Source organism: Agromyces molybdatiresistens (assembly GCF_052748445.2).
In genome coordinates, this window is the sequence record NZ_CM188258.1 from 998,226 (window position 1) to 1,025,186 (window position 26,961).

Annotated in this window: 27 protein-coding genes; 7 read left to right on the top strand and 20 right to left on the bottom strand. The window is 73.7% G+C overall.

Annotated elements, in window-relative coordinates:
- Positions 1-6 precede the first annotated feature (6 nt).
- The 16 genes from ACULK2_RS04535 to ACULK2_RS04610 form a co-directional block, all read right to left on the bottom strand.
- Positions 7-534, bottom strand: coding sequence for a phage baseplate assembly protein V (locus tag ACULK2_RS04535; protein ID WP_445968758.1), 528 nt, complete (start codon positions 532-534; stop codon positions 7-9).
- Positions 531-1,670, bottom strand: a complete 1,140-nt coding sequence (locus ACULK2_RS04540) for a hypothetical protein (protein ID WP_445968757.1) — start codon at positions 1,668-1,670, stop codon at positions 531-533. Before ACULK2_RS04540 ends, ACULK2_RS04535 begins: the two co-directional genes overlap by 4 nt.
- Entirely contained in the window at positions 1,663-2,040 is a 378-nt protein-coding gene (locus ACULK2_RS04545) for a hypothetical protein (protein ID WP_445968756.1), read from the bottom strand. Before ACULK2_RS04545 ends, ACULK2_RS04540 begins: the two co-directional genes overlap by 8 nt.
- Before the next feature lies 1 nt (position 2,041).
- Positions 2,042-2,686, bottom strand: coding sequence for a hypothetical protein (locus ACULK2_RS04550; RefSeq protein ID WP_445968755.1), 645 nt, complete (start codon positions 2,684-2,686; stop codon positions 2,042-2,044).
- Entirely contained in the window at positions 2,683-3,216 is a 534-nt protein-coding gene (locus tag ACULK2_RS04555) for a hypothetical protein (RefSeq protein WP_445968754.1), read from the bottom strand. The genes ACULK2_RS04550 and ACULK2_RS04555 overlap by 4 nt, the downstream gene beginning before the upstream one ends.
- Complete coding sequence (locus tag ACULK2_RS04560; RefSeq protein WP_445968753.1) at positions 3,213-6,413, bottom strand: eCIS core domain-containing protein; 3,201 nt, start codon at positions 6,411-6,413, stop codon at positions 3,213-3,215. Before ACULK2_RS04560 ends, ACULK2_RS04555 begins: the two co-directional genes overlap by 4 nt.
- On the bottom strand, positions 6,410-6,652 hold the full coding sequence (locus ACULK2_RS04565) for a hypothetical protein (RefSeq protein ID WP_445968752.1): 243 nt from the start codon (positions 6,650-6,652) through the stop codon (positions 6,410-6,412). Before ACULK2_RS04565 ends, ACULK2_RS04560 begins: the two co-directional genes overlap by 4 nt.
- Positions 6,649-8,520: an ATP-binding protein gene (locus ACULK2_RS04570; protein ID WP_445968751.1), complete on the bottom strand. Its 1,872-nt coding sequence runs from the start codon at positions 8,518-8,520 to the stop codon at positions 6,649-6,651. Before ACULK2_RS04570 ends, ACULK2_RS04565 begins: the two co-directional genes overlap by 4 nt.
- A complete protein-coding gene (locus tag ACULK2_RS04575) occupies positions 8,517-9,833 on the bottom strand; it encodes a Pvc16 family protein (RefSeq protein ID WP_445968750.1) in 1,317 nt (438 codons plus the stop codon). Before ACULK2_RS04575 ends, ACULK2_RS04570 begins: the two co-directional genes overlap by 4 nt.
- Positions 9,830-10,630: a hypothetical protein gene (locus ACULK2_RS04580; protein WP_501044964.1), complete on the bottom strand. Its 801-nt coding sequence runs from the start codon at positions 10,628-10,630 to the stop codon at positions 9,830-9,832. The genes ACULK2_RS04575 and ACULK2_RS04580 overlap by 4 nt, the downstream gene beginning before the upstream one ends.
- Positions 10,627-11,361 (bottom strand): hypothetical protein, encoded by a 735-nt coding sequence (locus ACULK2_RS04585; RefSeq protein WP_445968748.1) that lies wholly within the window; start codon positions 11,359-11,361, stop codon positions 10,627-10,629. Before ACULK2_RS04585 ends, ACULK2_RS04580 begins: the two co-directional genes overlap by 4 nt.
- A gap of 9 nt (positions 11,362-11,370) precedes the next feature.
- Positions 11,371-11,892: a phage tail protein gene (locus ACULK2_RS04590; RefSeq protein ID WP_445968747.1), complete on the bottom strand. Its 522-nt coding sequence runs from the start codon at positions 11,890-11,892 to the stop codon at positions 11,371-11,373.
- 16 nt (positions 11,893-11,908) lie between these two features.
- Positions 11,909-13,519, bottom strand: coding sequence for a phage tail sheath family protein (locus ACULK2_RS04595; protein WP_445968746.1), 1,611 nt, complete (start codon positions 13,517-13,519; stop codon positions 11,909-11,911).
- A gap of 252 nt (positions 13,520-13,771) precedes the next feature.
- Positions 13,772-14,167 carry a YybH family protein gene (locus ACULK2_RS04600; protein ID WP_445968745.1) on the bottom strand — a complete coding sequence of 132 codons (396 nt, stop codon included), beginning with the start codon at positions 14,165-14,167 and terminating at the stop codon, positions 13,772-13,774.
- Between the two features lie 66 nt (positions 14,168-14,233).
- Complete coding sequence (locus tag ACULK2_RS04605; RefSeq protein WP_445968744.1) at positions 14,234-15,541, bottom strand: glycosyltransferase; 1,308 nt, start codon at positions 15,539-15,541, stop codon at positions 14,234-14,236.
- The gene (locus tag ACULK2_RS04610; RefSeq protein WP_445968743.1) at positions 15,538-16,158 is read right to left on the bottom strand and encodes a TetR/AcrR family transcriptional regulator; all 621 of its coding nucleotides are present in this window, start codon (positions 16,156-16,158) and stop codon (positions 15,538-15,540) included. The genes ACULK2_RS04605 and ACULK2_RS04610 overlap by 4 nt, the downstream gene beginning before the upstream one ends.
- A gap of 164 nt (positions 16,159-16,322) precedes the next feature.
- Here ACULK2_RS04610 and ACULK2_RS04615 point away from each other — a divergent pair, with 164 nt between their 5' ends.
- From ACULK2_RS04615 to ACULK2_RS04640, 6 genes are all read left to right on the top strand, one after another.
- The gene (locus tag ACULK2_RS04615; RefSeq protein WP_445968742.1) at positions 16,323-17,048 is read left to right on the top strand and encodes a hypothetical protein; all 726 of its coding nucleotides are present in this window, start codon (positions 16,323-16,325) and stop codon (positions 17,046-17,048) included.
- 91 nt (positions 17,049-17,139) lie between these two features.
- Positions 17,140-18,057 (top strand): DNA-formamidopyrimidine glycosylase family protein, encoded by a 918-nt coding sequence (locus ACULK2_RS04620; protein ID WP_445968741.1) that lies wholly within the window; start codon positions 17,140-17,142, stop codon positions 18,055-18,057.
- Positions 18,058-18,064: 7 nt separating this feature from the next.
- Positions 18,065-18,502 carry a hypothetical protein gene (locus ACULK2_RS04625; RefSeq protein ID WP_445968740.1) on the top strand — a complete coding sequence of 146 codons (438 nt, stop codon included), beginning with the start codon at positions 18,065-18,067 and terminating at the stop codon, positions 18,500-18,502.
- Positions 18,503-18,565: 63 nt separating this feature from the next.
- On the top strand, positions 18,566-19,906 hold the full coding sequence (locus ACULK2_RS04630) for a serine hydrolase domain-containing protein (RefSeq protein WP_445968739.1): 1,341 nt from the start codon (positions 18,566-18,568) through the stop codon (positions 19,904-19,906).
- A gap of 157 nt (positions 19,907-20,063) precedes the next feature.
- Entirely contained in the window at positions 20,064-22,427 is a 2,364-nt protein-coding gene (locus tag ACULK2_RS04635; protein ID WP_445968738.1) for a hypothetical protein, read from the top strand.
- Positions 22,428-22,513: 86 nt separating this feature from the next.
- Complete coding sequence (locus tag ACULK2_RS04640) at positions 22,514-22,993, top strand: GNAT family N-acetyltransferase (RefSeq protein WP_445968737.1); 480 nt, start codon at positions 22,514-22,516, stop codon at positions 22,991-22,993.
- A 38-nt stretch (positions 22,994-23,031) separates the two neighbouring features.
- On the opposite strand, the gene ACULK2_RS04645 is transcribed toward ACULK2_RS04640, so the two are convergent.
- Complete coding sequence (locus ACULK2_RS04645; protein ID WP_445968736.1) at positions 23,032-23,811, bottom strand: DUF2306 domain-containing protein; 780 nt, start codon at positions 23,809-23,811, stop codon at positions 23,032-23,034.
- Between the two features lie 157 nt (positions 23,812-23,968).
- Here ACULK2_RS04645 and ACULK2_RS04650 point away from each other — a divergent pair, with 157 nt between their 5' ends.
- Positions 23,969-24,139 carry a hypothetical protein gene (locus tag ACULK2_RS04650; protein ID WP_445968735.1) on the top strand — a complete coding sequence of 57 codons (171 nt, stop codon included), beginning with the start codon at positions 23,969-23,971 and terminating at the stop codon, positions 24,137-24,139.
- Between the two features lie 18 nt (positions 24,140-24,157).
- On the opposite strand, the gene ACULK2_RS04655 is transcribed toward ACULK2_RS04650, so the two are convergent.
- The 3 genes from ACULK2_RS04655 to ACULK2_RS04665 all read right to left on the bottom strand — a co-directional run bounded on the left by ACULK2_RS04655 (position 24,158) and on the right by ACULK2_RS04665 (position 26,948).
- Positions 24,158-25,111, bottom strand: a complete 954-nt coding sequence (locus ACULK2_RS04655) for an NAD(P)/FAD-dependent oxidoreductase (protein WP_445968734.1) — start codon at positions 25,109-25,111, stop codon at positions 24,158-24,160.
- 3 nt (positions 25,112-25,114) lie between these two features.
- Complete coding sequence (locus ACULK2_RS04660; protein ID WP_445968733.1) at positions 25,115-25,963, bottom strand: VOC family protein; 849 nt, start codon at positions 25,961-25,963, stop codon at positions 25,115-25,117.
- Between the two features lie 103 nt (positions 25,964-26,066).
- Positions 26,067-26,948: a 3-methyladenine DNA glycosylase gene (locus tag ACULK2_RS04665; RefSeq protein WP_445968732.1), complete on the bottom strand. Its 882-nt coding sequence runs from the start codon at positions 26,946-26,948 to the stop codon at positions 26,067-26,069.
- Positions 26,949-26,961 lie beyond the last annotated feature (13 nt).

Here is a 26,961-nt window from a genome sequence, read left to right on the forward strand (position 1 = left end):
GCCTCCCTAGATCACCGTCAGCGCGCCGGCGTTGATGTCGACGCTCGGGCCGATCAGGTTGATCACGGCCCCCTGTCCGTTGCTGATGAGGATCCCCGTCGAGCTCACCGAGATCATCGCGCCCGTCGTGGTCTTCATCAGGATGCCGCCGGCCGGACCCGGCGCATCCGAGATCGTGATGCTGTTCAGCCCGGTGGTCTGGAACGTGAAGCCGGACAGCCCCGGCGGCACGGTGCGGGCCATCGCCGGGACATCCGCCGCCGAGTAGAACCCGCCGACCCAGATCGGCGAGTCGGGATCGCCCTCCTCGAACTCGATCCACACGCCGGCCCCGACCGGCGGCACCGTGAAGACGCCGTTCTGCGTTCCGGTCACCGGCAGGCACGGCATCGCCCACGACGACGGAGGCAGGCCGATCGACGGCACGACCGCCTGGATGCGGCCCATCTGCATCGGGTCGACGTTGTTCACGCAGGTGCCGCGGTACTTGCCGTAGTAGCGCTGGACGGCGTTGCGGGTGTCGAGATCGCTCATGTCGGTACCACCGGGACGGTCGAGAGGAGGGCGTTGCGGGCCAGCCCGAAGGACTGCGTGTACGAACCGCGTCGGATGCGGTGCGTCACGGTGGTGACGTAGTAGAGGCCGTTGAACGGGTCGCCCGCACCACGCACGCCGACGAGCGCACGCGAGCGCAGCACCCGCCCGTACCGGGCGACATCGAGCTGGCCGTCGGCGAAGACCGAGTCCGAGTGCGCGGCGGCGTACGCGATGCCGCGCATGAGGGCGGCGGGCACGCCCAGCCGGGTGGTGTCGGAGAGGATCGTCACCTTCGGCGGAAGCGGCGGGACGAGGCCGAGCGGGGGATTCAGGGGCGTGACGTCGGGGATGGGGATGGGGATCGGCGCCTTGCTGTACGGCTCCTGGATCACGACGACCGGCACCTCCTTCCGCTCCTTGTCGAAGCGGAAGCTCATGGAGATCGCATTGTCGTGCGGGCCGTCGAGGCCGGCGTTCAGCGCCGGCTGCGGGGCGCCCACCCGGATCTCCGGCCCCCAGTAGGCGCGGCTCGTGCCCGGCACCGGGCCGGGGTCGAGGTGGAACACGTACCCGGCCTGCTCCGCGAGCGACTTCACGTACGCGTAGTCGGTGCCCTGCTGGCGGGGGATGCGCTCGACGGGCACCGGAAGGTCCTCGACGATGGCCGGGATGACGACGGGGATCACGCCCAGCGCGGCGTACTTGGCGATGATCGCGAGGACCCGGATGGACGACGGCATGGCGGGGTACGGGATGCCGTCGAGCTGGAAGACGTCCATGACGGCGGTGAGGTCCTTGCCCTTGACGCGGAGCGTCGCCGTCGCGCCGTCGACCTGGATCTCGTGATGGGTCATCACGCCGTCGGCGAGCACCTCGGTCGTCCCGCCGACCGTCACCGCGATCACGATGCGCAGCAGCGGCACGGATGCGCCCCCGGTCAGCAGGAAGAGGGTGGTCAGCGGCGACTTCTTCGGCACGTCGAACACGAGCTCGAACCCGCTCTGCGTGTCGCCGGATCCGCTCTCGACGGTCACCTCCCGCAGGGCCTCGACGACGACCCTCGGCGCGGGGACCGCGATCGCCGGTCCCGCGTAGAGCTGCAGCCGCACGGGCTGCGGTGGCAGGTCAGGCATCGCCGCCCCGGACGTCGACGGGCAGGGTCACGCGGATGGCGCGGCCGGGCGGTTCGGTCATGCCGACCGGGTCGACGACCCCGTTCGCGTCGGCGAGCCGCCACCAGAGGTCGACGTCGCCGAGGTGGCGCGCCGCGAGCAGGTCGCGCCGGTCGCCCTCCACGCAGCGGACCTCGTAGAGGGTGCTGAACCGCTCCGGCCGCGGCACGAGCCGTCGCCGCAGGAACGCGATCGGGACGGCCGGCTCGCCCGGCGCACCGGACGGCACGTGGTGGGCGACGCCGACGTCGGCGTACCGGCTCGTCGGAGGGAACGACACCGAGGGCACGGCGCCGGCCGAGAGCAGGGCCTGGAGCGGATCGCCGGCCACCTCACACCTCCCGGATCCCGAGCATGGACAGCGGCACCGATCCCGAGGTGGCGGCGAGGGCCTCGCGCGAGCGCAGGTGCGCCATGAACAGGCTGCCGCCGCGATGGTCGAATCCGAGGTCGTCGACGGTGAGCACCCGCATGCCGAGCGACACGGTCGCCCTGATCGGGTTCAGGTTGGCGTCGAACGCGTCCTCGGTGATGGAGAGCGTCGTGATCCGGACCGGCACCACGCGGTCCGGGCCCCAGACGAAGACCGTCAGCGGCGCCTCGATGGGCAGGACCTCGAGGACGCCCGACCTGGCGAGCGCGTCGTTGGCCTGCAGGGCCTCGCTGGTCGGCTGCACGAGCGTCTCGAGGGCCGCGAGATCCGGGTGGATGCCGTGCTCGACGACCGTGCGGTGCTCGGCCGGGAACTCGAGCCGGTCCGTCGCGTCGATCTCGGCTTCCACGGTGATCGTCTCGGCGGCGGCGCCCGTGATGCGGAGCGCCTGGCTCCGGTCGCCGCCGGGCTCGCTCGCCGCCCGCACCTGCACCTCGCGCTTGACCGAGTCGGGGTTGTACTGCAGCGCGATCGTGCGCAGCGTCCGTCCGCTCTGCGGATCGACGGTGACGATGCCGCCCTTGACGAGTCGTGGCGAGATCATGCGATGCCTCCCTGCGGTGCGGGCAGCGGCGTCTCCTGCGGCAGTGCCGGACGCAGCCGGCTGCGATAGTCCTCCGCGGTCGTCGGTGCGAAGCCGATCAGCTCGAGCAGCAGTCCGTTCTCGGGGTTCACCCGCACGGCGAGGCCGCGGTCGGCGTAGACGCGCTCGCCGTCGTCGAGCACGAGCGGTCCCAGCACCGCGGGCAGGAGCAGTCCGGGTTCGCCGAGGTCGGGCGCGGCGAGCCATCCGTCGTCGCCTTGCGGGGCGAGTGCCTGCACGAGCACGATGCGCCGAGCATCCATGTCGTCGGGGTCGAGCCAGAGACGCACCCCGCCCGCGAACCGCCGGGTGGGCGCGGCGATCCAGCGCGAATGCCGCGGCGGGTCGCCGAGTTCGCCGCGGCGGAGACGGGCGCCCGTCGGGTCGACGCCGAACACGCCGGTCGCCGCGGCTGCGGAGAGCCCGGGCAGGCCCGTCCACCCCGACACGTCGGCGTCGGTGAGGAAGGCGCGGAGTCCGACGTCGCTCATTTCGCTCCCTTCGTGCCGACCGGCTTCTCCTCGGGGCCGCGGATCCGGTCGACCAACCCGAGGAAGTAGGCGGCGAGGACGTTCGGCAGCCCCGCCACGCCGATGAGGCGGTGGGCCTCCTCGATCGAGGCGTAGTGGGGCGCATCCGGGAGGTCGATCGGCGGCAGCCCCGCGTACGCCGTCCCCTCGACCTTCGCTCGCAGCCCGGGATCGGTCGCCTTCGCCGCGATACGGGACCACACCATGCCCGTGAACACGTCGTCGACCCCCTCGATCAGCGTGTTGTACTGCGGGGACTTGCGCCCGAAGGTCCTCGCGTAGTCGGTGTAGTCGTCGTCGCGGAGCGTGTGGAGGTACTCGTGCACGAAGGTGCGCAGCGTGTCCCAGAGTTCGAGACGATCCTCGTCGGCGTCGCCGGTCAGGTAGAGGTCGACGAACACCTCGTCGCCGCGCCGAACGCCGCCCCACGCGCGGTAGGTCGCGTTCAGCTTGTCGACCACCGACGTCGGGCGGTCGAGGCCCTTCGCCGTCGGCCCGGGCTTCGTGACCGCCTCCGCGACGAGCACCAGTGTGCGGGCGGCCTCGTTCTTCGGGGCGTCGGCCTTGTCGAACTCGGGGGACGCCCCGTGCTTGGCGTTCCGGCCCCTGAGCCGGCGATCGCTCTGGAAGTAGTACATGATGCGGGCGATCGCAGCACGGCGGAGCTGCTCCGGTTTCTTCATGGCGCGGAGTTCGCGATCGTGGGTCTCGTACCAGGAGTGGATGTTCCCCGGTTCGTCCTCGGTCCCGAACGTGAGGTCGTGGTCGCCCGCGTGGTAGTACGCCCCGAACACGTCGTCGACCTCGCGCTTGGCGACCTCCGCGAGCGGCTCGAGCTTCGAGCTCTCCACCCGGCCGCCCTGGCTCGCCGCGCTCCGGTACCGCTCGTCGATGACCGTGAGCAACGTCGACTCGACGTCCTTCCGGTAACGGCTCGCCGGCCCGAACTTCCGGAGCTCCTCGGCCTTCACGTCGGCCTCGGTCCGCTCGGGCCCGGTCTCCTCCTCGGCGAACGGGTCGACCGTCGTGGCGGGTTTCGTCCCGGGCTTCGCCGCCGCAGGACTCGGGTCCGTCGTACCGGGCGTCTTCTCGACCTTCCTCTTCTTCGGCGTCGGCTTCCGGTCCTCGGCGAGCGGCTCGCGGTGTTGCGGTGCCAGCGCCGCCTCCGCGGCCGCACCCCGCTCCGCGGTGAGGGCCTTCGTGTGGCGCAGGTCCGCCTCGGTCATCGGCAGCTCCTCGGCGAGGAAGTGCCCCATGACCACGTTGAGCTTCCGGATGACGGCGGCGAGCCGGCGCTGCCGGCGCTCCAGCTCCTCCTTGCGCGTCCCGGTCGCCTCGGCCACGGACCGCTCGACCTGGCCGTGCTCCTCGGTCACGGCGGGCCAGATCCGTTCGGTCAGGGCGTCCACCGCCCGACTGCGGTCCGACGGAGCGAGGCGTTCGACGATCGCGACGACGTCGGTGGAGGTCGTCCGCCGGTCGCGCACGCGCGCGTCGAGGGAGCGCTCGTCGAACGCGAAGGCGGGCGCCCCCGCGGGGACCGGCGGGCCCTTCACCGAGAGCACGCCGCGCTTCAACGCCGCCGCGCCGCCGAAGAACCGAGCGGCGACGAAGGCGTCCCACCGTGCGTCCTCGTCGCCGTGCAGGTTCGACTCGATCTCGGCGTAGCGCTCGGCGGGCTTCCGGAAGATGGTGCGCAGGTCGCCGGCATCCGATCGTTCGAGCACGTCGAGGATGGCCCGCTCGTCGGCGTCGAGCGTCGGTCCGTCGAGCATCTCCGAGACGAGCAGCGACTTCTGCGCGCCGCTGAGCTGCCAACCGGGCGCCCCGGCCGTCCACTTCCGCACGATCGCCCGGGCCTTGTTGTCGGCGTCGAAGCCGCCGTCGATCCGCTTCGTGCGCGTGAGCTGATCGAGGTAGGACCGGAGCTCCCGATCGGTCCAGTTCCCCTCGGAGGTGCCGAAGAAGATGCCGAGCCACTCGCCGAACCCCCGACGCTGCATCCGCGCCGGCGCCCCGGTCGTGCGCGGCGAGGCGCCGCCGCGCTGCTGCACGACGTGCGCGAGCTCGTGGGCGAGCAGCCTGCGGCCGGCCGGCGTGTTCGGGGCGTAGCCCCCGGTGCCGAACACGACGTGCTCGCCGACCGTGAACGCCGAGGCGGCGACGCTGCCTGCGGCGCTCGCCGCGCCCGCGTCGTCGTGCAGGCGCACCGCCGAGAAGTCGTGACCGAACCGGGCCTCCATCGAGTGGCGGAGCGCTGGGTCGAGCGGCCGGCCACCGCCGCGCACGGCCGCGTCGACACGGTCGGTGCCGGTGCGGTCGGCCCCGATGCGGTCGGCCCCGGTGCCATCCGCCTTCGCCGTGCGCGCCTCCGCCGTCACGGACGGCGTCGAGGCGGCCTCCGCGGTGCTCGCGGGCTCCCGCTGCACCGGGGCGTCCTCCGGCTTCTTCCGCTCCTCGTCGGAGGGCTTGATCGGAGCCTCCCGCTTCGGCGCGTCGACGGTCTTCGGCTCGGCTCCCGGAAGCAGCGGGACGAGCGTGGTCCTGCCGAACCGGGCCGACTGCTGCGCGACGACGTACGCGATCGCCGCCTCACTGTCGGCGTCGTCCTTGGTCTTCGGCAGGCCGAGCCGCAACCGCGCACGGAGCTTCGCGGTCTCGGCCGCGTACTTCTCCCGGTCGCTCGGGCCCGTCTTCTTCCGGGTGGGCTCGGTGAAGGTGAGCGACGCGCCGACGTACGACGGGGCGCCCTCGGTGAGGCCCTCGGCGCGCACCGACACGCCGAGCCCGTCGGGCAGGCCCGGGATCGGCAGCGGCACGTCCTTGCCGGCGAGCAGCAGGCCCGCCGCCGCGGGTTCGCGCAGCCCGGGCGTGCTCTTGATCTTCTCCTGCACCGCCTTGCCCGGCTTCGTCTCGAGCAGCGCCTCGACGGTCTTCCCGACCGCCTCCCCGGCCTTCTCCTCGTCGGACTTCGGGGCGCCGGCCTTCTCCTCACGGTGCACGGATGCCTCGGGCGCGACGGGCGCGAACGTCCATCCGGTCACGCTGCCGCCGCGAGCGACGACGTCGGCGGCGCGGTCGGCCTCCCGCTCGGCCGGATCGTGCCGGGTCGACACGGTCCGCGCCACGGGCCGGCGCGGGATGCTCGTGCGCGTCACCACGGCATCCCCCCTTCCCGGCTCGCGGCCCGGATGCGTTCTGCGACCAGGTCGGCGAGGGCGTCGGGATCCCCGGCCGCGGGGGCACGACCGGGCCGGTCCGGCCTCGGCTCGCCACCGGGCCCGGCCTCGATGAGCTCGGTCAGGCGTCGCTCGATCCGCGCGCCCAGTCCGATCGCGTACTCCTCCGGCACGCCCCGCAGCACGAGGCGCTCGACGTGGATCTCGAGACGGGTCATGCGTCGGCGTCCCTTCTGAGCCCGGAGACCTCCGCGTCGGTGAGCGAACGTTCCGACTTCGCCGCCTCGTGTCGTGCGGCCCGCAGGAGGTGGGCCGGGCCGATCCCGGCGCCGTCGTCGGCGGCAGCGAACGCCGCGGCGATCGCGACCTGGCGGATCGAGCCGCCGCTCAGCTGCATCCGCGCGAGCATCGCGGGATCGACCCCGTCGAGCGGCGCGGCTCCGGGGAACACCCGGCGCCAGATGTCGGCGCGCGCCGCCTCATCGGGGAACGGGAACTGCACGACGAAGCGGATGCGGCGAAGGAACGCGCGATCGACGTGCGCGCGGAGGTTCGTGGTGAGGATCGCCAGGCCCCGGTACGACTCCATGCGCTGGAGCAGGTACGCGACCTCGAGGTTCGCGTACCGGTCGTGGCTGTCCTTGACGTCGCTCCGCTTCCCGAAGAGCGCGTCGGCCTCGTCGAAGAGCAGGACCGCGCCGGATGCCTCGGCCCCGTCGAACACGGCGCCGAGGTGCTTCTCGGTCTCGCCGATGTACTTGCTCACGAGCGCCGACAGGTCGACCCGGTACAGGTCGAGGCCGAGCGAGCCGGCCAGCACCTCCGCCGCCATGGTCTTGCCGGTTCCGCTCTCACCCGCGAAGAGTGCGGTGACGCCGAGCCCGCGGTCCGAGGTCGAGGCGAAGCCCCAGTCGTCGAGCACGACGGCGCGGTGGCGCACGTGCCGCTCGATGTCGTGCAGCAGGTCGAGCTGGCCCGGCGGGAGCACGAGGTCGTGCCAGGTCGCCTTCGGCTCGATCCGGTGCGCGAGCGCGCCGAATCCGACCCGGGCACGCTCGCGCACCAGGCGGCCGAGCGCGTCGGCGTCGGGTGCGGGCAGCGCCCGCCATTCGGCCGCGACCGCGGCCACGGCACGCGCCGGAAGCCGGAAGTGCTGCGCGAGCTCGCGTTCGGCGACCACGGTCTCGGGTGCGCCGTCGAGCGCCGCGCGCCAGAGTTCGGCCTCCTCGGCGCGGGTCGGCAGCGAGATCACGCGGTCGACCGTCGTCCGGCCGGCGGACTCCGACCCGGCCGACGTCACGGCCACCTCGACGTCGAGCAGGTCGAGCAGACCCTCGTGGGAGGTCGCGACGAGCCTGCCGTCGAGGATCGCCTCCCGGTCGAGCACCGCTGCGGCGTCCGCGAGGTCGCGGCCTCCGATCGCGCCGTCCCGGACCGCGAGGACCCCGCCCCCGAGGCCGGCCGCGAGTCGCGCGGTGACGCCGGCGCGGGTCTCGGCATCGGCCCCGGAGAGCTGCACGAGCACCCGGCCCTCGATCGCGCGGACCGCGGTGACGAGTTCGGCGGCGATGGCGGCCTGCGATGCGGTGAGCTCGCCGGCGACGGGGTCGTCGACGAGTCCGTCGAGTCGTCCGCCGCCGAGGCCGGTCAGCCGGTGCAGCACCGGCTCGTCGACGTGCAGGGGTCGCGACGCGACGAGGTCGCCGTGCCCGAGCCGAACGAGTCGGCGACGGCGGAGCGGACGATCGGGCGAGAGGGCGTCCCAGTGCGGGTCGGGCAGCCTCGAGAGCGCGAGCCCGAACGTCGGCACCGGCGAGCCCCCCTGCTCCGCGGCGACCGCGGCCGCGATGCCGGAATCGAGCTCGACGGACGCCGCGAGCATGAGCACGTCGCGCTCGAAGGGCGACAGGCCGAGGCGGTGCACGAGGTCGGCGAGGGGAGCGGCGGTCCCGCCAGGCCGCGGGACGTCGACGGTCGGGCCTTCGGCGACGAGCAGCGCGATGCGCGCGAGCTCGGCGACGAGCGCGGGGCGAGCGGCCTCGGCCGGGGTCGTCGCCGCGCGGGCGCGGGATTCGGCTGCGGTCACGCCGGCACCTCCACGACCTGGGTCGGATCGAAGCCGGGCGGCGAGGTGGACCGGTCGACGAGCAGGCTCTCGGCGCCGTCCACGGTCAGGCGCACCCGGCGCTCGCCGTCGGGCACCGGTCCGAAGGCGAACACGAGCGGGTCGGTCGCCGCAGTCCGCGGTTCGGCGATGGCGGCGTCGCCGTCCAGCGCGAGGACGGCGCGTTGCGTCGGACGCACCTGCGGCCGCGACTGGAGGGTGACGGTCACGGCGCCGGTTCCGGCGTCGCGCACGATCACCGGCGCGGGCGCGAGCACGGGTTCCGGCGCGAGCACGAAGGCCGCCGGGTTCGTCTCGCGGACCACCGGGTCGCCGGGCGGGGCGAGCGTCACGCGCGCCGTCCAGACGCCGGCCGGCCAGGCCGCCTGCGCCGCGGCATCCGACGGCAGGTCGACCTCGACGACCGAGGGCTCCTCGTTCACGCCCACGTCGACGACGATCGGATCCTCGAGCAGCGGGTGGGCGAATCGCACCGCGACGGCGCTGCCGTCGAGGTGCGCCCCCTCGATGCGCACGGTCTCGCCGAGGCGGACGGCCGGCTGGTGCTCCGGGGGCGCGACACGGAAGGCCGTCGGCACGGGCGGCAGCAGGTCGGGATGCACGAACACGCCCGGCTCGTCGCCGGTGTCCTCGTCGGGCGCGCCGCGGCTGAGCACCGGCAGGGCGCTGCGCACGGGCTTGGCGGCCTCGATGAGCACGACCGTGATCACGTAGCCGACGGACGGCCGGTAGTGGGCCTGGATCGCCGACCACAGCCGAGACATCTCCTCGCTGTCGATGGGTTCGAGCGTGACCGTGACGGCTTCCACCTGGTCGGCGAGATCGGATGCCGCGAGCGCCTGGTACGCGGGCGGGAGGATGCCGGCCCCGAGCGGACTGGGTTCGAGCGCGGTCCGGATGGCAGCGCGGTCGAGGACCGGTCGTCCGTGCAGGAGGCTCATCGCGTAGCCGAGCAGGATCTCGGCCTGGAAGTCCGCGGAGCCGTACGCGGTGAGCAGGTAGTGCAGGTCGAGCGCGAGCGGCGGGTTCGACCTGCGTGCGCCGCCGGGATCGAACTCGGGCAGCGCGGCGTTGCGCAGGCCCGGGTTCGGGGTCACCCGGTGCAGGAACAGGTTCAGGCTCGGTCCGAAGTCGGGGTCGTCGAGCTTGATCGTGTCGGGGGCGACGGCGGTGACCTTCACCGTCCCGACCGCGGGGCCGACGTCGACCATGCCGTTGTCGAGCAGGTTCCGCAGCACCGCGCTCACCGCCCCGATCGCGAGTGCGCTGCTCACCGCGATCGCCCCGCCAGGTAGTCGTGCAGCGGGACCGGCGGCTCACGCACCGCCGCCGCGTCCGGTGCGGCCGGCGCCGGCGGGGCGAGGGTCGCGCGGATCTCGACCCGATCGATCGTGACGTGCACGACGTCGGGTCGGGCAACGCGCTCGGCCCGGTCGCGAGCCGTCACCTCGGCGGCGCTCGGCCCCTCCGTGGCCGGCACCGGTCGCGGTCTCGGCGAGGCGGCGGCGCGACGGGGCGGAGCGGGCGCACGATCGGCGTGCGGGTCGCGGCTCGAAGGCGGTGGCGCCGGGGCGGGCGACGTCGTGGTCCGGTGCGCGGTCGGGGAACCGACGTGCGCGGGGGACGACGCCGCGAGCGCCGACGAGGCCGTCGCGTCCATCGACGGGTCGGCCGCTGCGCGGCGGGCGCGGGGCGCCGGATGCGGCGCGAGGGGCGACCGTTCGTCGGCGACGCTCCGTCCCGCGCGTGCGGCGGCCGCGTGCGCTGCGGGCTCGCGGGGGTCGGATGTCCCGAGGGCGCCGGACGGCTCGGAGGCGACGGATGGCTCGAAGGCGACGGATGGCTCGGCCCGCCCGGTTCGCTCGGCGCCGCGGGGGTGCCGGGGATGTCGGCGCGAGCCGAGCCCGTCGTGGTCGGCGCCGGCCGGTGGCACCGGGGCGACCCCCTGCGCGTGCGACTGCGCCGTGGGGCCGGGGTCGTCCACCGGCTCGAACCGCGCGGGCGACCGGGGTGCGACGGCAGCGGGCAGGCCCCCGGCACGGGCGGCGAGGCGTGCGAGGTATCCGCTCATCCCGTCTCCCGGATGATGTCGAGGTAGGCGCGCCGGCGGGCCTCGGGCAGGGCGAGCACCTCCGGCTCGGTCCAGCCGTACGCCCGCGCGAGCACGTCGACCTCGACGAGCACGCGCCGCGCCTCGGTCTCGACCTCGGTCCACACGAACCCCACCGGGTCGAGGTCGGCGTCGAACGCCGTGCCGCACTCGGGACACGCCAGGCCGACGGACACCTCGGCGAGCGGGTCGGCCGCGGCCAGCTCCGACTCGATCCGGTCGACGATCGCCCCGGGCACCTCTGCGATGTCGACCGGATGCTCGTCGATCGTCGCCTCCGCGCAGCGGTCGAGCAGCGCGGACGCCGCATCGCGCTCGTCGGCCACGGCCGCCAGGTCCGCGGCGGTGGGCGCGCGCCAGCGCACGCGGTAGCCGTCGTCGTCGAAGACGCCGTCCGGCCCGTCGCTGCCCGGGTCGAGCGCTCGCAGCTCGTCTGCGTCGAGCTCGAACTCGACGACCGCGGAACACGAGGGGCAGGCGACGACGGATTCCAGGCGTCGACCGGTCAGGGCCGTGTGGAAGGCGATCATCGCGGCGTTCAGTCGTCCGAGCGGCGCGTCGCGGAGCGTTCGCACGTCCGCGCCGGTCGCGCCGGCGACCGAGAGCGCGCGTTCGATCGGCGACTCGCGGGACGCTCGGTCCGCGAGGTCGAGGAGCATGCCGGCTCGCACGGGTGCGACCGCCTCGACCACCGTCGCCCCTTACGGCTCGGTGAACGACGGTTCGGTGGGCTCGGTCACGTCGTAGTCGCGTTCCCAGCCCTCGTTCTCGAGCTTCAGGGTCTGGATGGCGACCGCGTTCGCGTTGGCGTCGAGGTCGGGCATGGCCTGGTACTCGGACACCCAGGCCCGGAACACCTTGTACGCGATGACGAGCTGGCCCGCCTCGTTGTAGAGCTCGACGATGAAGTCCTTGCGGAAGTTCTTCAGCGACACCTCGCTGCCGAGCCCGGATCCGAAGTTCCAGACCCGGTTCGCCCACTGCTCGAACTCGACGTCGTGCGTGACGCCCCGTTCGAGCGTGATCGCCTCGAACTTCACCCGGCCGGGGGACTTGCGCGAGGTCGAGGGGTCACCGCCCTCCCGGTGCTCGACGACCTCCGTCGTGCGCTTCAGCCCGCTCACCTTGCTCACGCCCGCGACGTACCGCCCGTCCCATTTCACCCGGAACTTGAAGTTCTTGTACGGGTCGAATCGCTGCGCGTTGACGCTGAACTGCGCCATCCCGCTCACCCCCTCGTCAGGCCGCGCTCGCGCCGGCGAGCTGCTGGAGTCGGATCACGACGAACTCGGCCGGCTTGAGCGGCGCGAATCCCACGTGGATGTTGACGATGCCGAGGTCGATGTCGGCCTGGGTCGTCGTCTCGCGGTCGCACTTGACGAAGTACGCCTCGCGCGGCGTCGTGCCCTGGAACGCGCCCTGCCGGAACAGGTTGTCCATGAAGGTGCCGACGCTCAGCCGGATCTGCGCCCAGAGGGGCTCGTCGTTCGGCTCGAACACGACCCACTGGGTGCCGCGGAAGAGGCTCTCCTCGATGAACAGCGCGGTGCGTCGGACCGGGAGGTACTTCCACTCGCTCGCGAGCCGGTCTGCTCCCTGCATCGTCCGCGCACCCCACACGACGCGCCCGGCCCCGGGCATCGCCCGCAGGCAGTTGACGCCGAGCGGGTTCAGCAGCCCGATCTCCGCGTCGGTGAGCCCGACCGACAGCTCGGGAACGCCGTTGAGCACGGCTTCCAGTCCGGCCGGTGCCTTCCAGACCCCCCGCTGCGCGTCGGTGCGCGCGAGCACGCCGGCGACCGCGCCGGTCGCCGCGAACGTCTCGACCTGTCGATCCCTGAGGGGATTCGACTGCCGCAGGCGCGGGAAGTACAGGGCCGCGTTGCGGCTCGAGGTCCCGAGCCCGGCGAGCCCGCCCTGGACGTCGGCCACGGAGTCCCAGTCGGCCGGCGAGTCGACGAGGAGGACGGCCCTGCGCTGCTCGGCGTACACGGCGGCGGCCGTGATCACATCGGTGCCGACGTCCTCGCCGTCGTACGGGGGGATGACGATGAGGTTCACGATGTCGGTGCGCTCCAACGCGAACAGGCCCTCCTTGGCATCGGAGAGCCCCGTGCCGATGAAGTCGTCGTCGTCGAGCGCGAGTCCGTCCGAGCCGTCCGCGAACGACGTGCTCGACTGCGGATCGGTGGACGGCTCGATGTCGTCCCACACCGTCTGCCCCACCGCGGGCTCGGCGTGCTCCTCCGGCCGGTCGTCGCTCAGCGTGACGACGCGCACGAGCGACGAGTCGTTGGCCAGGACGAGGTCGAGCCGCCGCGGGTGGTCCTCGGGTGCGACGACGACGTTGCGGTGCTCCTCGACGGCCCCCGTGGCGGCGTCTCGTACGGTCAGGTTGAAGAGGCTGTCGGTCTCCTCGCCGAGCGCGTCGTCGGGGTCCCGCGTGTCGTGGTCCACCCTGACCCGCAGCCGGTCTCCCCAGACGCCCTCGTCGGCGGCCTCGAGCACGAGCGCATCGGCGGTCCCGAGCGTCGCCGTCGATCGCGCGGGGACGTCCTCGGGCGGGTCGTCCTCGGTCTGCTCGGCGTGGAACAGGCGCACCACGACGGCGGTGCCCCCACCGTTGAGGAAGAAGTCGCGCACGGCGAACCCGAGCCGGCTCTCCTTCCAGAGGCCGCCGAACACGCGTTCGTAGGCCCCGTAGCTCGTCACCGTGACGGGCCGGTCCACCGGCCCTCGAGGCGCTCGACCGACGAACGCGGTCGTCGAGGTGGACACCCCGACGATCGTGCGGACGCCGCTCGGGACCTCCTCGATGTAGACGCCGGGATAGCTCACTTGCACGGGCATCGTCGTGTCTCCCCCCTGCACGCACTCCGTCCGGGGTCGGACCCCGGACCTCCGATCGGACGGACGTCGCGGTCGCTCGTGCAGCGGCCGGACCCCCTCCCCGTCCAGGTCGGAGAACTGGCGCCGTTGGCGCTCGCCCCGAGCCTTCCGCGCACGACCGGTGCTGTCAAGAGCGCACGGCGTGTCGCAGTGCAGATCGAGGATCGCTGTGGTATTGGGACCCGCAGGGTGTCTCCGGGTCACTCACCGGCGTCACGCCATCGTGTCGGCGTGCCGGTGCACGACCTTCCACTCGCCGTCCTCGCGGCGGTAGACCTGGGTGGCGCGCACGGTGAAGGTGCTCGGCGTGCCGTCCTTCATGGCGGAGATCCGCTCGTACCCGACCGTGTACGCCATGTCGCCCGAGACGTCGAACGAGATCAGCTCGAAGGCGTAGTCGGTGCACGCGGCGAAGCTCGCGGCGACGCCGTCGAAGGCGTCGAGCAGCTCGGACCTGCCGACCGCGTTGCGCCAGGCGCCGAGGACGCTCACCTCGTCGGTGGCGGACCACGTCGACCGTCGCGGACCGGCGTCGCCGTTGAACAGGGCCCGCTCGGCCCGCACGAGCGAGTTGTTGACCCAGATCAGGAATTCCTCGCGGTCGTTCATGGGTTCAGCATCCTCCGGTCCAGCGCCGGGCACAATCGGCACCGCCGAGCAGCGGGGCTCGAGCGGTCACGGATGCCGCAGCGCCGCCTTCCTCGGCCGCGCGGCGAGTCGCTCGAGCACGCCGAGGGCCTCGCCCGCACCGTCCTCGCCGGCCATCCGTGCCGCCGCGGCAACGACCGCCGACTGGAACCTCGGGGCCGCCGCCAGTGCATCGGCGAGCCGGTCGGCCGTCAGTCGCTTCCGCGGGATCGGCGCCGGGGCCAGCCCGTGCCGCTGCAGCATCGCCCCCCAGAACGGCTGGTCGGCGATGAACGGCACGACGATCGAGACCGTGCCGGACGCGGTCGCCGCCTGGACCGTCCCGATGCCCCCGTGGTGCACGGCCGCGGTCGCGCGGGGGAGGACCACCGAGTGGTCGACCGAACGCCTGACGAACACGTCGTCGCCGCGCAGGTCGTCGGGCACGGCGATGCCGCCGAGGCCCGTCGCGACGAGCAGCCGGAGGCCGCGCGCCCTCGCCGCGGCGACGAGTGCGCGCCCGCGCGCGACCGGGTCCCCCGCCGCCATCGAGCCGAAGCCGGCGTAGGCGAAGGGTCCGCCGTCGAGGAAGTCCGCGAGGGCCGGGTCGAGGGTCCGAACGTCCGAGGCGGGCGCCGCGGCATCCGTCGTCGAGGCGGGCGGCGCCGGGGCCCGGCCGGCGCCATCCGTCCCACCCGCCGACTGCGTGGGTGCTCGCCACGGACCCGTGAGCGAGACCGAGTCCGGCCAGTCGGCCGGGCGGGAGAGGAGGGCGGGGCTGATCGGCAGGAGCGTCGCCGCGGGCGCGGAAGCGTGATGCGGGCGCCCCACGCCCATCACATCGGCTGCCTCGTCGACCTCGCGCCGGAACATGCCGGCCGCGGCCGCCCCTGCGCGATAGGTCAGCCGGTTCAACGCTCCGAGGTCGCGCGTGACGGTGCCCGCCGCGGGGAACTCGCGCGTCGGCGTCATCGCCGGCACCAGCTCGACGAGCACGTGCGGGATGCCGAGTGCGTCGGCGACGAGCGGCGCCGAGAGCACCTTCGGGTGCCAGGCGATGACATCCGGCCGGAACTCGAGTGCCGCGTGCGCGGCGTTCACGATGACGCCGCGCATGACGGGTCGCACGACCTCGCGGAGGTTGCGCATCGCCGCCAGCGGCGAGACGCCCTGCGACTCGATCATCGCCGAGAAGTCGGCCTCGAGGCTCCGCACGTCGAGCCCGGCCAGGTCGACGCCCGAGTCGTCGGGGACCGCGAGGCGGACCTCGTGACCGGACGGCGCGGCGCGGCGTGCGAGTGCGGCGAACGGTTCGACGTCTCCGCGCGATCCGGCGGTGACGAGCAGCAGCTTCATCGTGACTCCTGGGTGATGGGATCGACCGGGATGAGCCCGGTCGCGGCGAGCAGCCGGCCGTCGGTCATGAGCCCGTCGGTGTACAGCTCGGCGAGCGGTACCGCCAGCCGCGCGAGCGCGGCCCGCGCGTCGCCCGCCCACGCGGCCAGCCGGTCGAGCAGCAGGAGCGGCGCGACGCCGAGGAGGACCAGGACGACGGCCTGCGCGTCCGGGTCGCGGGAGGAACGGAGCCATCCGCTCGCCGACCCGTCGTCGATCGACGCGCGCGCGACCTGGCGCAGCCGGGTGAAGAGGGCGTCGGACGCCGCGCCGCCGTCCGCCAGCATGCGGGCGAGGTACGGGCCGAACGTGCCGAGCACCTCGCCGAGCACGTCGGATGCCGCGGCGGCGTCCTGCTTCTCGGCGATGAAGCGCGCGACCCGTGCGTCGCACTCCTCGCGGAGGGCCTGCTTGGTGCCGAAGTGATGCGTGACGAGCGCCGTGCTGACGCCCGCGTGCGCGGCGATGTCGCGCAGGGACGCCGCGTCGTAGCCGCGCTCGGCGAAGCGGTCGAGCGCTGCGGCGATGATGCGCGCGCGAGCGGTGAGGTCGCCGTCGGAGATCGAGGCTGTACGCATGTACAGCATTCTGGCACGCTGTACAGCGTTTCGGAAGCGCGCGGCCATCTGAGACGAAGGCTGGCACAAACGAGCAAACCTCTGGTATGCATGAAGGGCGTCGAGCCCGCTCGCCGGGCACGGTGTCGACGACGACACCGCGACCGGAAGGCGAGGAGACCCCCATGCCCGCACGTGCCCGCCCGAGGACCCTGGCCGCGATCGGCGCCGCTGTCGGACTGCTGCTCGCCACCACGGTGGCGACTGCGCCGGCATCCGCCGCGAAGCCCGTGAAGAGCGGAACGACCGCCGTCAGCGCCTCCACCGGCTGCTCGAGCCTCAACGGGCTGAAGGTCACGGCCAAGACCGTGAGCAGGACGGTCGCCCTCGCCGCCGGCGACGTCGTCGGCGTCACGGTGTCCCCGGCCCGCTCCGGCGACCTGATCATCCTCGCCGGGTCGGCGGGCACCTCCATCTTCTTCGAGGAGGCGCCCGCGACCACGGGCCTGAAGTACACCGCGCCGTACAGCACGACCTACGGTCTCGGCTGGTCGCTGGAGACCTCGGGCACCGTGCCCGGCGACCTGACGTGGACCTTCACCTGCACCGGCTCCGGCGGCTCGGGCGGCACCGCCACGTCCGACTCCGACCGCGACGGCGTCGCCGACAGTGCCGACGCGTGCGCCTCGACGACGCTCCCCGACAGCATCTCGCGCCCGGTCGCGGGCAGGTACTTCGCGAACTCGTCCGGGAGGTTCGTCGACGGCACCGGCGCGGCCGCGGGCATCACCGTCGTCGATGCCGGCGGCTGCTCGGCCAACCAGATCGCCAAGGCGCTGCGCCTCAGCAAGCAGGAATCGCGCTCGGGGATCAGCCTCACCACCTTGAAGAACTGGGCGGCGAGCCACTAGTCGCGTGGTGTCCGGCTGCAGCCCGCCGAGGACGAGCCGGCGTTGACCCACAGCCGTTGGCAGCGTCGGCGGACCGTGCGAGGCTGACGGTATGCCGGAATCGCCGGAGGTCCAGGCCCTCGCCGACGAACTCGATTCGACCCTGCGCGGGCGCACGGTCGGTGGCGTCGACGTGGTCGAGTTCCGCGTCACGAAGACGCGAGGCCGCCCGCTGACGACCCTCGTCGGCGAGCGCGTGGTCGGCGTCACGCGGCACGGCAAGCTGTTCGCGATCGAGCTCGACGGCTCCGAGTTCCTGGTGGTCTCGCTCGGCCGGCACGGCTGGGCGCGCTGGGGCTCGGAGGCGGCGGGTGCCGAGGCCGCCGGCGCCGAGGCGACGGACGCCGCGGGCGCGGCGTCGTCCGCCGGCACGACCGACGAGGCCGCCGCCGAACCGCCCCCGCCGACGCTCGTCTCGTTCGAGTTCGACGGCGGCCCGGTGCTCGAGCTGACCGATGCCGGCGGCTGGGTCTCGCTCGGCTGCTTCGTGGTCGACGAGCCGACCGAGGTCGCGGCGATCGCCAAGCACGGGGCCGACCCGGCCGACCCGGCGTTCACGCGAGCGCACTTCGACCGCGCCGTCGCCGGGCGGCGCAAGCAGATCAAGGCGATCCTGCAGGAGCAGGAGTCGCTCGCGGGCATCGGCAATGCGTACTCCGACGAGATCCTCTTCGCTGCGCGCCTCTCCCCGGTCGCGCACGCGGCCACGCTCGCCGACGACGAGCTGGAGCGGTTGCACGAGGCGACCATCGGCACGATCCGGTCCGCGATCGAGGCGCGCAGCGGCATCCCGATCGACCGGCTGAAGGCGGCGAAGGTCGCGGCGATGCAGGTGCACGGGCGCACCGGCGAGCCCTGCCCCGGCGGGTGCGGGGGAGAGATCCGCGACTTCACGTTCGCCAGCACGACCGCGCAGTACTGCCCCGAATGCCAGACCGGCGGCGAGATCCTGCCGCTGAAGGCGGGCTAGGGTTCGCGTGGGCGGGGAGCACGCGCCGCAGTCACCCGCGACGCCCGTCGTGGTCGTCGTCGACGTCGCGAACGTGATGGGATCGCGGCCCGACGGGTGGTGGCGCGACCGGGCCGGTGCGGCGACGAGCCTGCTCGAGCGGATGGCGCGGCTCGCGCCCGGCACCGTGGTGGTGCTGCCGCCGCCCGACGATGCGGAGGTCGCGATCGCGCGGGTGGTGGCCGTGATCGAGGGGGCCGCGAAGGCGGCATCCGGTCCGGACGCGATCGAGGTGGTGCGCGCGCCCGCCGACGGCGACGGCGCCGTCGTCGAGGCGGCCGCACGGCTGACGGGCTCGGGGGAGCCGGTGCTGGTCGTCACGGCCGACCGGGGCCTGCGCGCCCGGCTCGCCCCGGGCGTTCGCGTGGCCGGTCCCGGCTGGCTGAACGACCTGCTCGGACGCTGAGCGCGGCGCGCGTGCGCCCCGACCGTCCGGACATGCCTGTCCGCCCTGTTACGATCCTTGCTCGTGCGTCTCCTCCGCCGGGCCGTCAGTGTCGTCGCCCTCCTCGCCGTCGTGCTCATCGCCGCCTTCACGGGCGTGTACCTCTGGCAGCAGCCCATCCTGCTGACCGGCACCGGGTACGCCGCGCACAACGCGTGCGCCGTCACCGAGGTCGCCGGCCGCGACGACCCCGCCACCGACCTGCCGGAGAACCCGCTCGTGCCGTACCTCGACGTCCGGGGCGCGGGCGGCCCGACCACGGCGACGCTCCTCGGCCAGCTCGCGCACCAGCGGGCGTGGTTCACCGAGGGCTTCGGCTGCACGCTCGCCGACCACCGCCCCGAGCTCGGTGAGGCGACGCCGATCGAGGCGGGCGCCAACCCGTTCACCGACGCGCCCGCGCCCGACGCCGACCCCGAGATCGACGCGGCGATCGCCGCCGCGTTCGGCGACGACCTCGCCGAGGCCGACCGCGCGGCCCTCGGCACGCGCGGGGTCGTCGTGGTCAAGGACGGCGAGCTCGTCGGCGAGCGCTACGCCGACGGCTTCGACGCCGAGACCCCGCAGCTCGGCTGGTCGATGACGAAGTCCGTCACGAGCCTGCTCACCGGCGTGCTCGTCGAGCAGGGCGTCGTCGCGCTGGACGACGACCGGCTCCGCCCGGAGTGGACCGACGGACGCGCCGACATCACCGTCGAGGACCTGCTGCGACAGACCAGCGGCCTCGAGTGGGACGAGACCTACGACCTCGGCACGCCCATCACGCGCATGCTCTACCTCGAGGAGGACATGGGCGACTACGTCGCGAGCCTCCCGCTCGAGCACGACCCGGGCACCGTGCAGGAGTACTCGAGCGGCAACACGACGCTGCTCTGCGACATCCTCGCCGAGCGCACCGGCCTCGGCGCCGACCTGCCGCGCCAGGCGCTGCTCGCCCCGCTCGGCCTCTCGTCGGCGGTGATCGAACCGGATGCCTCCGGCACTCCCGTCTGCTCGTCGTACATGTGGGCGACGCCCCGCGACTGGGCCGCGATCGGGTGGTTCGCGCTGCAGGACGGCGTCTGGGGCGGCGAGCGACTGCTGCCAGAGGGCTGGATGGCGCAGAGCCTCACCCCGACCGGGGCCGAGGAGACCGACGACCCCGGCAACGCCATGAGCTGGCGCACCAACCCGCTGCCGGACGGGTCGCTCCGCTGGCCCGAGCTGCCCGAGGACACGTTCTACGCCAGCGGCCACGACGGGCAGAAGGTCATCGTCGTGCCGTCGGAGGGACTCGTCGTCGTGCGCATGGGATTCACCCCGGAGGCCGACCACACGCCCTCCGAGGTGCGGCTCGTCGACGAGGTCATCGCGGCGCTCGGCTGACGAGGCCGCTGCGAGCCGGGGTCGTCGTCAGGGTCTGCGGGTCGGCGAGGCCGCGCGACCGCCGTTCCCGCCGACGACCGGCGCCGGCGCCGTTCAGGGGTGGCACTGTCGCCGCACTCCGCCGCATCAGTAGACTCGCGCCAGGCAGGCGCGGATCATGCGTGAGACGACCACTCCAGCACGGCGGATCCGAGCACCGGGGGCGGCGCTCGCGATCGTCGCTGCCGTGCCGCTGGCGGGATGCACCGCCGACCTCGGCGAGACCACCTCGCTCAGCGCCTGGACGACCGCCGTCAGCACGCGGTGGGACGCGTTCGTCGACGGCGTCCTCGTGCCGCTCGGCGACGCCCTGCTCGCGATGCTCATCGCCTGGCTCGTGCTCGCCGTGGGAGCGCGGCTCGTCGCGCTCCTGCCCGGCATCCGCAACCTCAAGGCCACCCGCCGCACCGGCTCGGTGCTCCGCATCATCGGGTGGACCCTCGTCGTGATCGTTCCGGTCGCGATCGTCATCGCGACCGCGTACGCCGACGACGGCTTCGCCGCATGGCTCTACGTCGCGTTGCCGCTCGCGCTCGTCACGGTCGGCATCCTCGGCCCCGGGCTCGCGACGAGGTCGCGCCTCGACGCCAAGGTGATCGGGCCAGACGGCTCGACGAACACCGCGTGGTCGATCGACGCGCTCATGCAGGTCCGCAACGCGAACCTCGACGACCCCAGCGAACGCGTTGAGCGCCCGAGCTCGCCCGACCTCGGCGAGTTCATCGCGATCGCCGACCGCAGCGGCAGCGGCGTGGCATCCGCGCTCGCGTGGCTGTTCCAGGTGCTCTTCAACTCGGCGCCGTGGCTGCTGCAGGTCACCGTGCTCGACTCCCGCTCCGCGATCGCGACGCTGCGGCGCAACGGGCACCCGCTCGACGAGGTCGAGCTGACGCTCGAGTGGGACTCGATCGAACTCGACCAGCACCGCAAGCTCCTCGCGCTCGCCGCAGGGTTCACCGCGATGACGATGGCCGACCGCTACCCCGACGTGCGCGGGTTCTACCGCGCGACGAGCTGGAAGTCCGTCGGCTTCCTCGGGCTCGCCCGGATGACGCGGGGCGAGGAGCGGAGGCACTACCTGAGCCGTGCGCTCGACGAGGACCCGACGAGCATCCTCGCCGAGTACGACCGCGTGTTCGACCGGTACCAGCGCATCGCCGATCGGGTCGAGCTCGAGTCGTTCCTCGACCGGCTCGAGCCGGTCGTCAACCAGGCGGCGTGGCTGAGCGGCGAGCGGCAGGTCTTCCCCGACGTCGAGCAGATGGTCTGGCACGACGTCGTGCGCGTCGCCGCCGACCTCGGCCCGAAGCGGCTCGACCCCGCCGACATGCGCCCGGTGCTGCGACCCATCCAGACGCGCCTCGAGGAGCGACGTCGGGTGAAGCCGCCCGCGCCCGAGCCGCGGGCGATGCTGCTTCGCACGCTCATGCTCTACATGACCGCCGCCCGGAACTGGGCTGCGTACGTCGACCTCGACGGCACCGGCGCCGACGCCACAGCGATCGAGTCGCGCCGCGATCGCATCCGCATGGCGGTCGACCGGTTCATCACGCTGCTCGAACGCGAGAGCGCCGCGCCGCGCCGCGACCCGAACCGGGTGCTCTCGCGCATGCGCTCACGCGCCGCGCTCTGCTACATGATCTTCAACCCGGGCGCTCCGGGGGCGTGGGGCGAGGAGGATCCGGTGTCCAGCGCCCCGTCGCGCGCGTCGCGCGCCGATTCCGGCGGCGCCGGCGGCCCGGGGTCGTCGCAGCAGGTCGCCGCCGCTGCGAGCCGGTGGCTTCAGGAGGCCGGCAGCTCCCTCGAGATCGAGATCCGCTACTCGTACGCCTGCTTCACCGCGCGCCGTGCGCGAGAGATCGGCACGCCGGCCGAGCGGAGCCTCCTCATCGAGGAGGCGATCCGCGGCGTCCGGTACGCCCGGCACGTCGACTACTACCTGCGCGAGGCGGCGCGCGACCCCGAGCTCATGCTCCTCGGCCATGAGCCGCAGATGCGCGAGCTCGTCCTCCCGCCGATCGGCTCGTCCTGGCAGGTGGCTCGCTTCGCGGCGCTCCGCCCGCGGCTCGAGCGCCGCGGCATCCTCGACCCGGCTCGCATCGCGACGGACCCGTCGCTCGAGTCGCTCCGCGCCGAACTGGGCCTCGAACCCGACGAGTTCGCGCTCCTCGTCGACGCGTCGATCATCCTGCGTGCGGGCCTGCGCACCGACGAGGGCGGCCTGAGCGGCGAGCATCGACTGCGCGCGGTACGTCACCTCATCGACGACGCGGGCTACTCGATCCCGGCGCTGACCGGGACGTTCGCCGAGCAGTTCGAGCGCCTCTCGAAGTCGGTCGCGGCGGCCGTGCACTGGGTGCCGACCGACGACGAGCTCCTCGACGTCGAGCGGTTCCTCGTGGGCCTCATGGCCCGGCTCGAGGCCGAGACCCGCCAGCCCGAACCGCCGGCGCCCGAGTCCCCGGTCCGGCTCGTCAGCTGAGCCGCGCGCCGGGTCGTCGTCAGGATCGCGAGGGGCGGGGGCGCTGACGTCACGTCCGGGAAACATCCCCGAGCGAGAATGGACCGGTGAGCACCGCCCCCGCCCTCGACATCCGGCCGGCCGACCTCGCCGACCCCCGCGTCATCCGCCTGCTCGAGGACCACCTCGCCGACATGCACGCGACCTCACCGCCCGAGAGCGTGCACGCGCTCGACGTCAGCGGGCTCGCGGTGCCGGAGGTTACGGTCTGGACGATCGGCGAGGGTGACGGCCTCCTCGGCTGCGTCGCGCTCAAGGAGCTGGACGCGACCCACGGCGAGCTGAAGTCGATGCGAACGGATGCCGCGGCTCGCGGCCGCGGCCTCGGTGCGCGCCTGCTCGAGCACGTCCTCGCCGAGGCGGAACGCCGGGGGTACACGCGCATCAGCCTCGAGACGGGGTCCGAGGACTTCTTCCGCCCGGCGCGCACGCTGTACGCGAAGTACGGGTTCCGCGAGTGCGGCCCGTTCGCCGGCTACATGCTCGACCCGAACAGCGTGTTCATGACGCTCGAGCTCGAGCGGTGACGCCGTGGTCGCGCAGCACCTCGCGGTGGTGACCGTGGTCAGGCCGCGGCGACCCGGTACGACGGCAGCCCGCGGCGGCGGATGAGCCACTCCGCCACGACCAGGTTCGGCAGCCAGCAGAGGAACGGCACCGCCGCGTACGCGTTCGCGAAGGCGGCGTCCGCATCGAACGCCCCGGTCGCCGCCAGCGCGAACGGCACCTGTGCGAACATCAGCAGCGGCAGCCAGATCCGGAGGGTGACCGCGGCATACGTGAGCGCGAAGGTGCGCATCATCCAGGCCCGGTGCGACGGGACGTCGCCGCGACGGATGGCTCGGTAGCCGCGCCAACCGGACAGCACCCACAGCAGGGCGAGCGCGCCGAAGCCGAACAACCCGACGATGCCGGCGGCGCTGAACGGTGCGAGCGCGAGCCCGGCCACGCCCGCGATCGCGATGGCGGCGAGCGCGACGCGGCCCGTCCAGCGGTGCACGCGCGGTGCGCGGTCGCGGAGGCCCCGCCAGAACTGGAACGGGCTCGCGACGAGCGCGATGCCGCCCGCGACGATGTGGACGTAGAACGCCGCGAGGACGAACGGCGGCTGCCCTGCGTAGTGGCCGGCCAGCCCGCCGGCTCCCGACTCGGCCAGGGCGGGCAACGACGACGTCAGGTACGGGACGACGGCGAAGGCGGCGATGCCGAGCGAGGAGAGCAGGATCCAGGTCCAGCCGATGCGAGCGCCGAGCGGTGCCGGGTTCGCGCCTGGCCGATGAGCGGGTGGAGCCGGGGAGGTCGCGGCGGGTGTCGCCGTCGTGTCGGCGGTCTCGGTCGTGGTCATGCCGCGACGGTATCGACGGCCCTCGACGGCGGGCATCCGGCGAACCCCCGGATGCGGCGGAGGGCTGCCCGTCGCCGCCGCCGGGTGGCATCATGGCTCGCGTGCGGGCCCGTGTCGGTGGCCGTCCGGCCACCCGCCCGCATCGCGGAGGGAAGCGATGGACGACCTCACAGGAACGGCGACCGAGCGGATCGCGCAGCTGCGCGCGGCGGGCGGCGATCGGAGGGATGCGGCGTGGCTCGAGCGCCAGCTCGAGTCGGCGCTGCAGGGCTGGCAGGCCACCGAGGACGCGCTCGCGACGCTGCGCGAGGCGCACGAGGACTTCTAGGTCGGCCCGGGGCTCGCCTCAGCCGCGCGCGTCGAGCGCATTGCGAACGTCCTCGTCGACGAGGTCGGCGTTGATCGCCGCGCCCGTGAGGCTGCCCGACGACATCGCCCAGGGCACCGACGAGCGCGGGCCCACGACGTTGCCCGCGGCGTACAGCCCGCGCACGCTCGTGCGGCCGTCCTCGTCGACGAGCACCTGGTCGGCGCCGCCCTGTCGCATCGACCGGGCGCGGAGCTGCCGGAGCAGGTCGTCGTGCGGCACGGCCCGGGGCGCCACGAAGACCGCGTCCGCCTCCCACTGGCTGCCGTCCTCCAGGCGGATGCCGCGGAGCCGGCCGGACTCATCGGCGAGCACCTCGGTCACGCTGCGGTCCTCGACCGCGATGCCGCGGGCATCGAGGCCCGCGCGCGCCGACGGCGTGAGCACCGCACCCTGCGTGCAGAACACGACGTCGGCCGACAGCTGTCGCATGAGCTGCGCCTGGTGCGCGTTCGCCGCGCTCGATGCGATCACGGCGATCCGCCGGTCGCGGACCTCCCACCCGTCGCAGTACGGGCACAGCACGACACCGCGCCCCCACTGGTCGGCGAGGCCCGGGATGTCGGGCAGTTCGTCGCGGAGGCCCGTGGCGACGAGCAACCGGCGGGCCAGGTGCCGCTCGCCGGAGTCGAGCTCGACCTCGAAGAGGGCGCCGGCGTCGCCGGAGGCATCCGTCTCGATGAGCGACGCGCCCGCGACCTCGCCCGACTCGATCGCGACGTCGTAGCGCGTGAGCTCGGCGCGGCCGGCCGCGAGCAGGTCGAGCGGCGACGTGTGGTCGCGGCCGAGCACGCCGTGCATGTGCTGCGCCGGGGCGTTGCGCGGCCGACCGCCGTCGACCACGAGCACGCCCCGGCGCGACCGGCCGAGCATGAGCGCCGCCGACAGCCCGGCGCTGCCGCCGCCGACGATCACGACATCCCATGTGGCCACGGGCTACCCGGCCGACTCGGGCCGTGAGGCGGCCGACGACGTGGTCGCAGCGGTCTTCGCCGCGGCGGCTGTCTCCGCGCCAGCCGTCGACGCCGACGCGACGACGAAGTACGCGCCGCTCGGGTCGGCGAGCCCCGCACGACGCCCCTCGGGCACGTCCCACGGCGGCACCACGAGCGTGCCTCCCGCCGCGACCGCCCGGGCGACGGCCGCCTCGACGTCGTCGACCGCGAAGCCGACGTGCCACGCCGGCGGCAGCTCGCCGCCGAGCAGCTCCGCGGCGTCCAGGATCCGCGCGAACGTCCGGCCGGCGTGACGGTAGACGGCGTACCGCGGCTCCCCCTCGCCGTGCTCGATGTCCCAGTGGAACGCGTGCGCGTAGAACCGCTCGGCCGCGTCGAAATCGCTCGCCGCGAGTTCGAACCGGGTCGCGGAGCCGGGCTCGTCGTAGACGTCGAAGCCCGGCAGCCCGCCCGGCTGCCAGTAGCCCACGACGGCGCCGGTGGCGTCGATCGCGAGCCCCATGACTCCCATCTCGGGGATGTCCATCGGCTCGAACAGCACCGTGCCGCCGGCCTCGGCCACCCGTTCGCCGGTCGCCGCCGCGTTCCAGGTCAGCAGGTAGACGGTCCAGTGCGGCGGGGACGGGTCGTCGTCGGATCGGCCGGCCGCGCCGGCGACGCGCCTGCCGTCGAGGAGGAACGTCGTGTAGCCGCCGTACCGCTCGTCGTCGCTCCGCTCGGCCGTCCACCCGAAGACGTGCGTGTAGAAGTCGATCGCTCCGTCGAGGTCGGTCGTGGTGAGGTCGACCCACGCCGGGGCTCCGGCGACGAGATCATCCGATCCGGGCATGCTGCCTCCTGTGGGGCGCGTGGCGAGCTGGCGCCGCCGAGCAAGTCGGCGCTTCCGGATGCTAACACCGCGAGCCGTGCCGCGACAGGGCGGCAGCCCGCGTTCAGGCGGCGGGAAGCGCCGCGAGGATGCGGCCGCGCAGCGCGTTCGCGCGCTCGGCGAACCCGCGCTGCCGCCGGACGTACTCGGCCTTGCCGTCGGCGCTCTCGATGCGCACCGGCTCGCCGCCCCAGGGCGCCATGTCGTACGGCGACGCCTGCATGTCGAGGTACCGGATGTCGCGTGCGAGCTCGAACGCGTCGAGCAGCAGCTCGCCCGGCACCAGCGGGCCGAGCTTGACCGCCCACTTGTAGACGTCCATGTTCGCGTGCAGGCACCCCGGCTGCTCGAGCTCGGGCTGCGACTCGCGGGTCGGCGCGAAGCGGTTGCGGGGCGTGGCATCCGCCGTGAAGAACCGGAAGGCGTCGATGTGGGTGCAGCGCAGCTCATGCGCCTCGACGACCTCGTCGGTGGCCGCCTGGCCGAGACGCAGGGGCACCGGATGGCGGTGCACGCCCTGCCGGTACACCATCGCCCACTCGTGCAGGCCGAAGCAGCCGAACCGCCCCGGCCGTGCGGCGGTGCGCCGCAGCATCCGCTCGACCATGTCGAGCATCGCGCCCTTCTCGGCCCGCATGCCGTCGGCGTCGACGACGAGCCCGTGCTCGGTCGTCCCTGCCTCGTACCAGCGCCAGTCGGCGCGTGGCGTGCCCGCGGCATCCGCCAGTTCGACGCCCGCACCCGGGTGCCAGCGGCGCAGCAGCGCGGGGGAGTACGAGTAGTACGTGAAGAGGAAGTCCTCGATCGGATGGCGCTCGCCGCGCGCCCGGCGCGCCCGGTGGCCCGCCGTCAGCGCGTCGGCCCGCTCGGCATGCGCACGCTCGCGCTCCTGCCGATCGCCGGCGTCGAGCACGACGGCAGGGCGGGCGGGAGCGGTCGAGGTCACCCGTCGAGGATAG

What these genes read in the sequence shown, in the direction of transcription:
- ACULK2_RS04610 (WP_445968743.1), bottom strand. Translation starts at nt 16,158, where the DNA reads ATGCGTACAGCCTCGATCTCCGACGGCGACCTCACCGCTCGCGCGCGC.
- ACULK2_RS04645 (WP_445968736.1), bottom strand. Translation starts at nt 23,811, where the DNA reads ATGACCACGACCGAGACCGCCGACACGACGGCGACACCCGCCGCGACC.
- ACULK2_RS04600 (WP_445968745.1), bottom strand. Translation starts at nt 14,167, where the DNA reads ATGAACGACCGCGAGGAATTCCTGATCTGGGTCAACAACTCGCTCGTG.
- ACULK2_RS04595 (WP_445968746.1), bottom strand. Translation starts at nt 13,519, where the DNA reads ATGCCCGTGCAAGTGAGCTATCCCGGCGTCTACATCGAGGAGGTCCCG.
- ACULK2_RS04535 (WP_445968758.1), bottom strand. Translation starts at nt 534, where the DNA reads ATGAGCGATCTCGACACCCGCAACGCCGTCCAGCGCTACTACGGCAAG.
- ACULK2_RS04615 (WP_445968742.1), top strand. Translation starts at nt 16,323, where the DNA reads ATGCCCGCACGTGCCCGCCCGAGGACCCTGGCCGCGATCGGCGCCGCT.
- ACULK2_RS04635 (WP_445968738.1), top strand. Translation starts at nt 20,064, where the DNA reads ATGCGTGAGACGACCACTCCAGCACGGCGGATCCGAGCACCGGGGGCG.
- ACULK2_RS04590 (WP_445968747.1), bottom strand. Translation starts at nt 11,892, where the DNA reads ATGGCGCAGTTCAGCGTCAACGCGCAGCGATTCGACCCGTACAAGAAC.
- ACULK2_RS04555 (WP_445968754.1), bottom strand. Translation starts at nt 3,216, where the DNA reads ATGAGCGACGTCGGACTCCGCGCCTTCCTCACCGACGCCGACGTGTCG.
- ACULK2_RS04580 (WP_501044964.1), bottom strand. Translation starts at nt 10,630, where the DNA reads ATGAGCGGATACCTCGCACGCCTCGCCGCCCGTGCCGGGGGCCTGCCC.
- ACULK2_RS04565 (WP_445968752.1), bottom strand. Translation starts at nt 6,652, where the DNA reads ATGACCCGTCTCGAGATCCACGTCGAGCGCCTCGTGCTGCGGGGCGTG.
- ACULK2_RS04620 (WP_445968741.1), top strand. Translation starts at nt 17,140, where the DNA reads ATGCCGGAATCGCCGGAGGTCCAGGCCCTCGCCGACGAACTCGATTCG.
- ACULK2_RS04550 (WP_445968755.1), bottom strand. Translation starts at nt 2,686, where the DNA reads ATGATCTCGCCACGACTCGTCAAGGGCGGCATCGTCACCGTCGATCCG.
- ACULK2_RS04650 (WP_445968735.1), top strand. Translation starts at nt 23,969, where the DNA reads ATGGACGACCTCACAGGAACGGCGACCGAGCGGATCGCGCAGCTGCGC.
- ACULK2_RS04540 (WP_445968757.1), bottom strand. Translation starts at nt 1,670, where the DNA reads ATGCCTGACCTGCCACCGCAGCCCGTGCGGCTGCAGCTCTACGCGGGA.
- ACULK2_RS04605 (WP_445968744.1), bottom strand. Translation starts at nt 15,541, where the DNA reads ATGAAGCTGCTGCTCGTCACCGCCGGATCGCGCGGAGACGTCGAACCG.
- ACULK2_RS04660 (WP_445968733.1), bottom strand. Translation starts at nt 25,963, where the DNA reads ATGCCCGGATCGGATGATCTCGTCGCCGGAGCCCCGGCGTGGGTCGAC.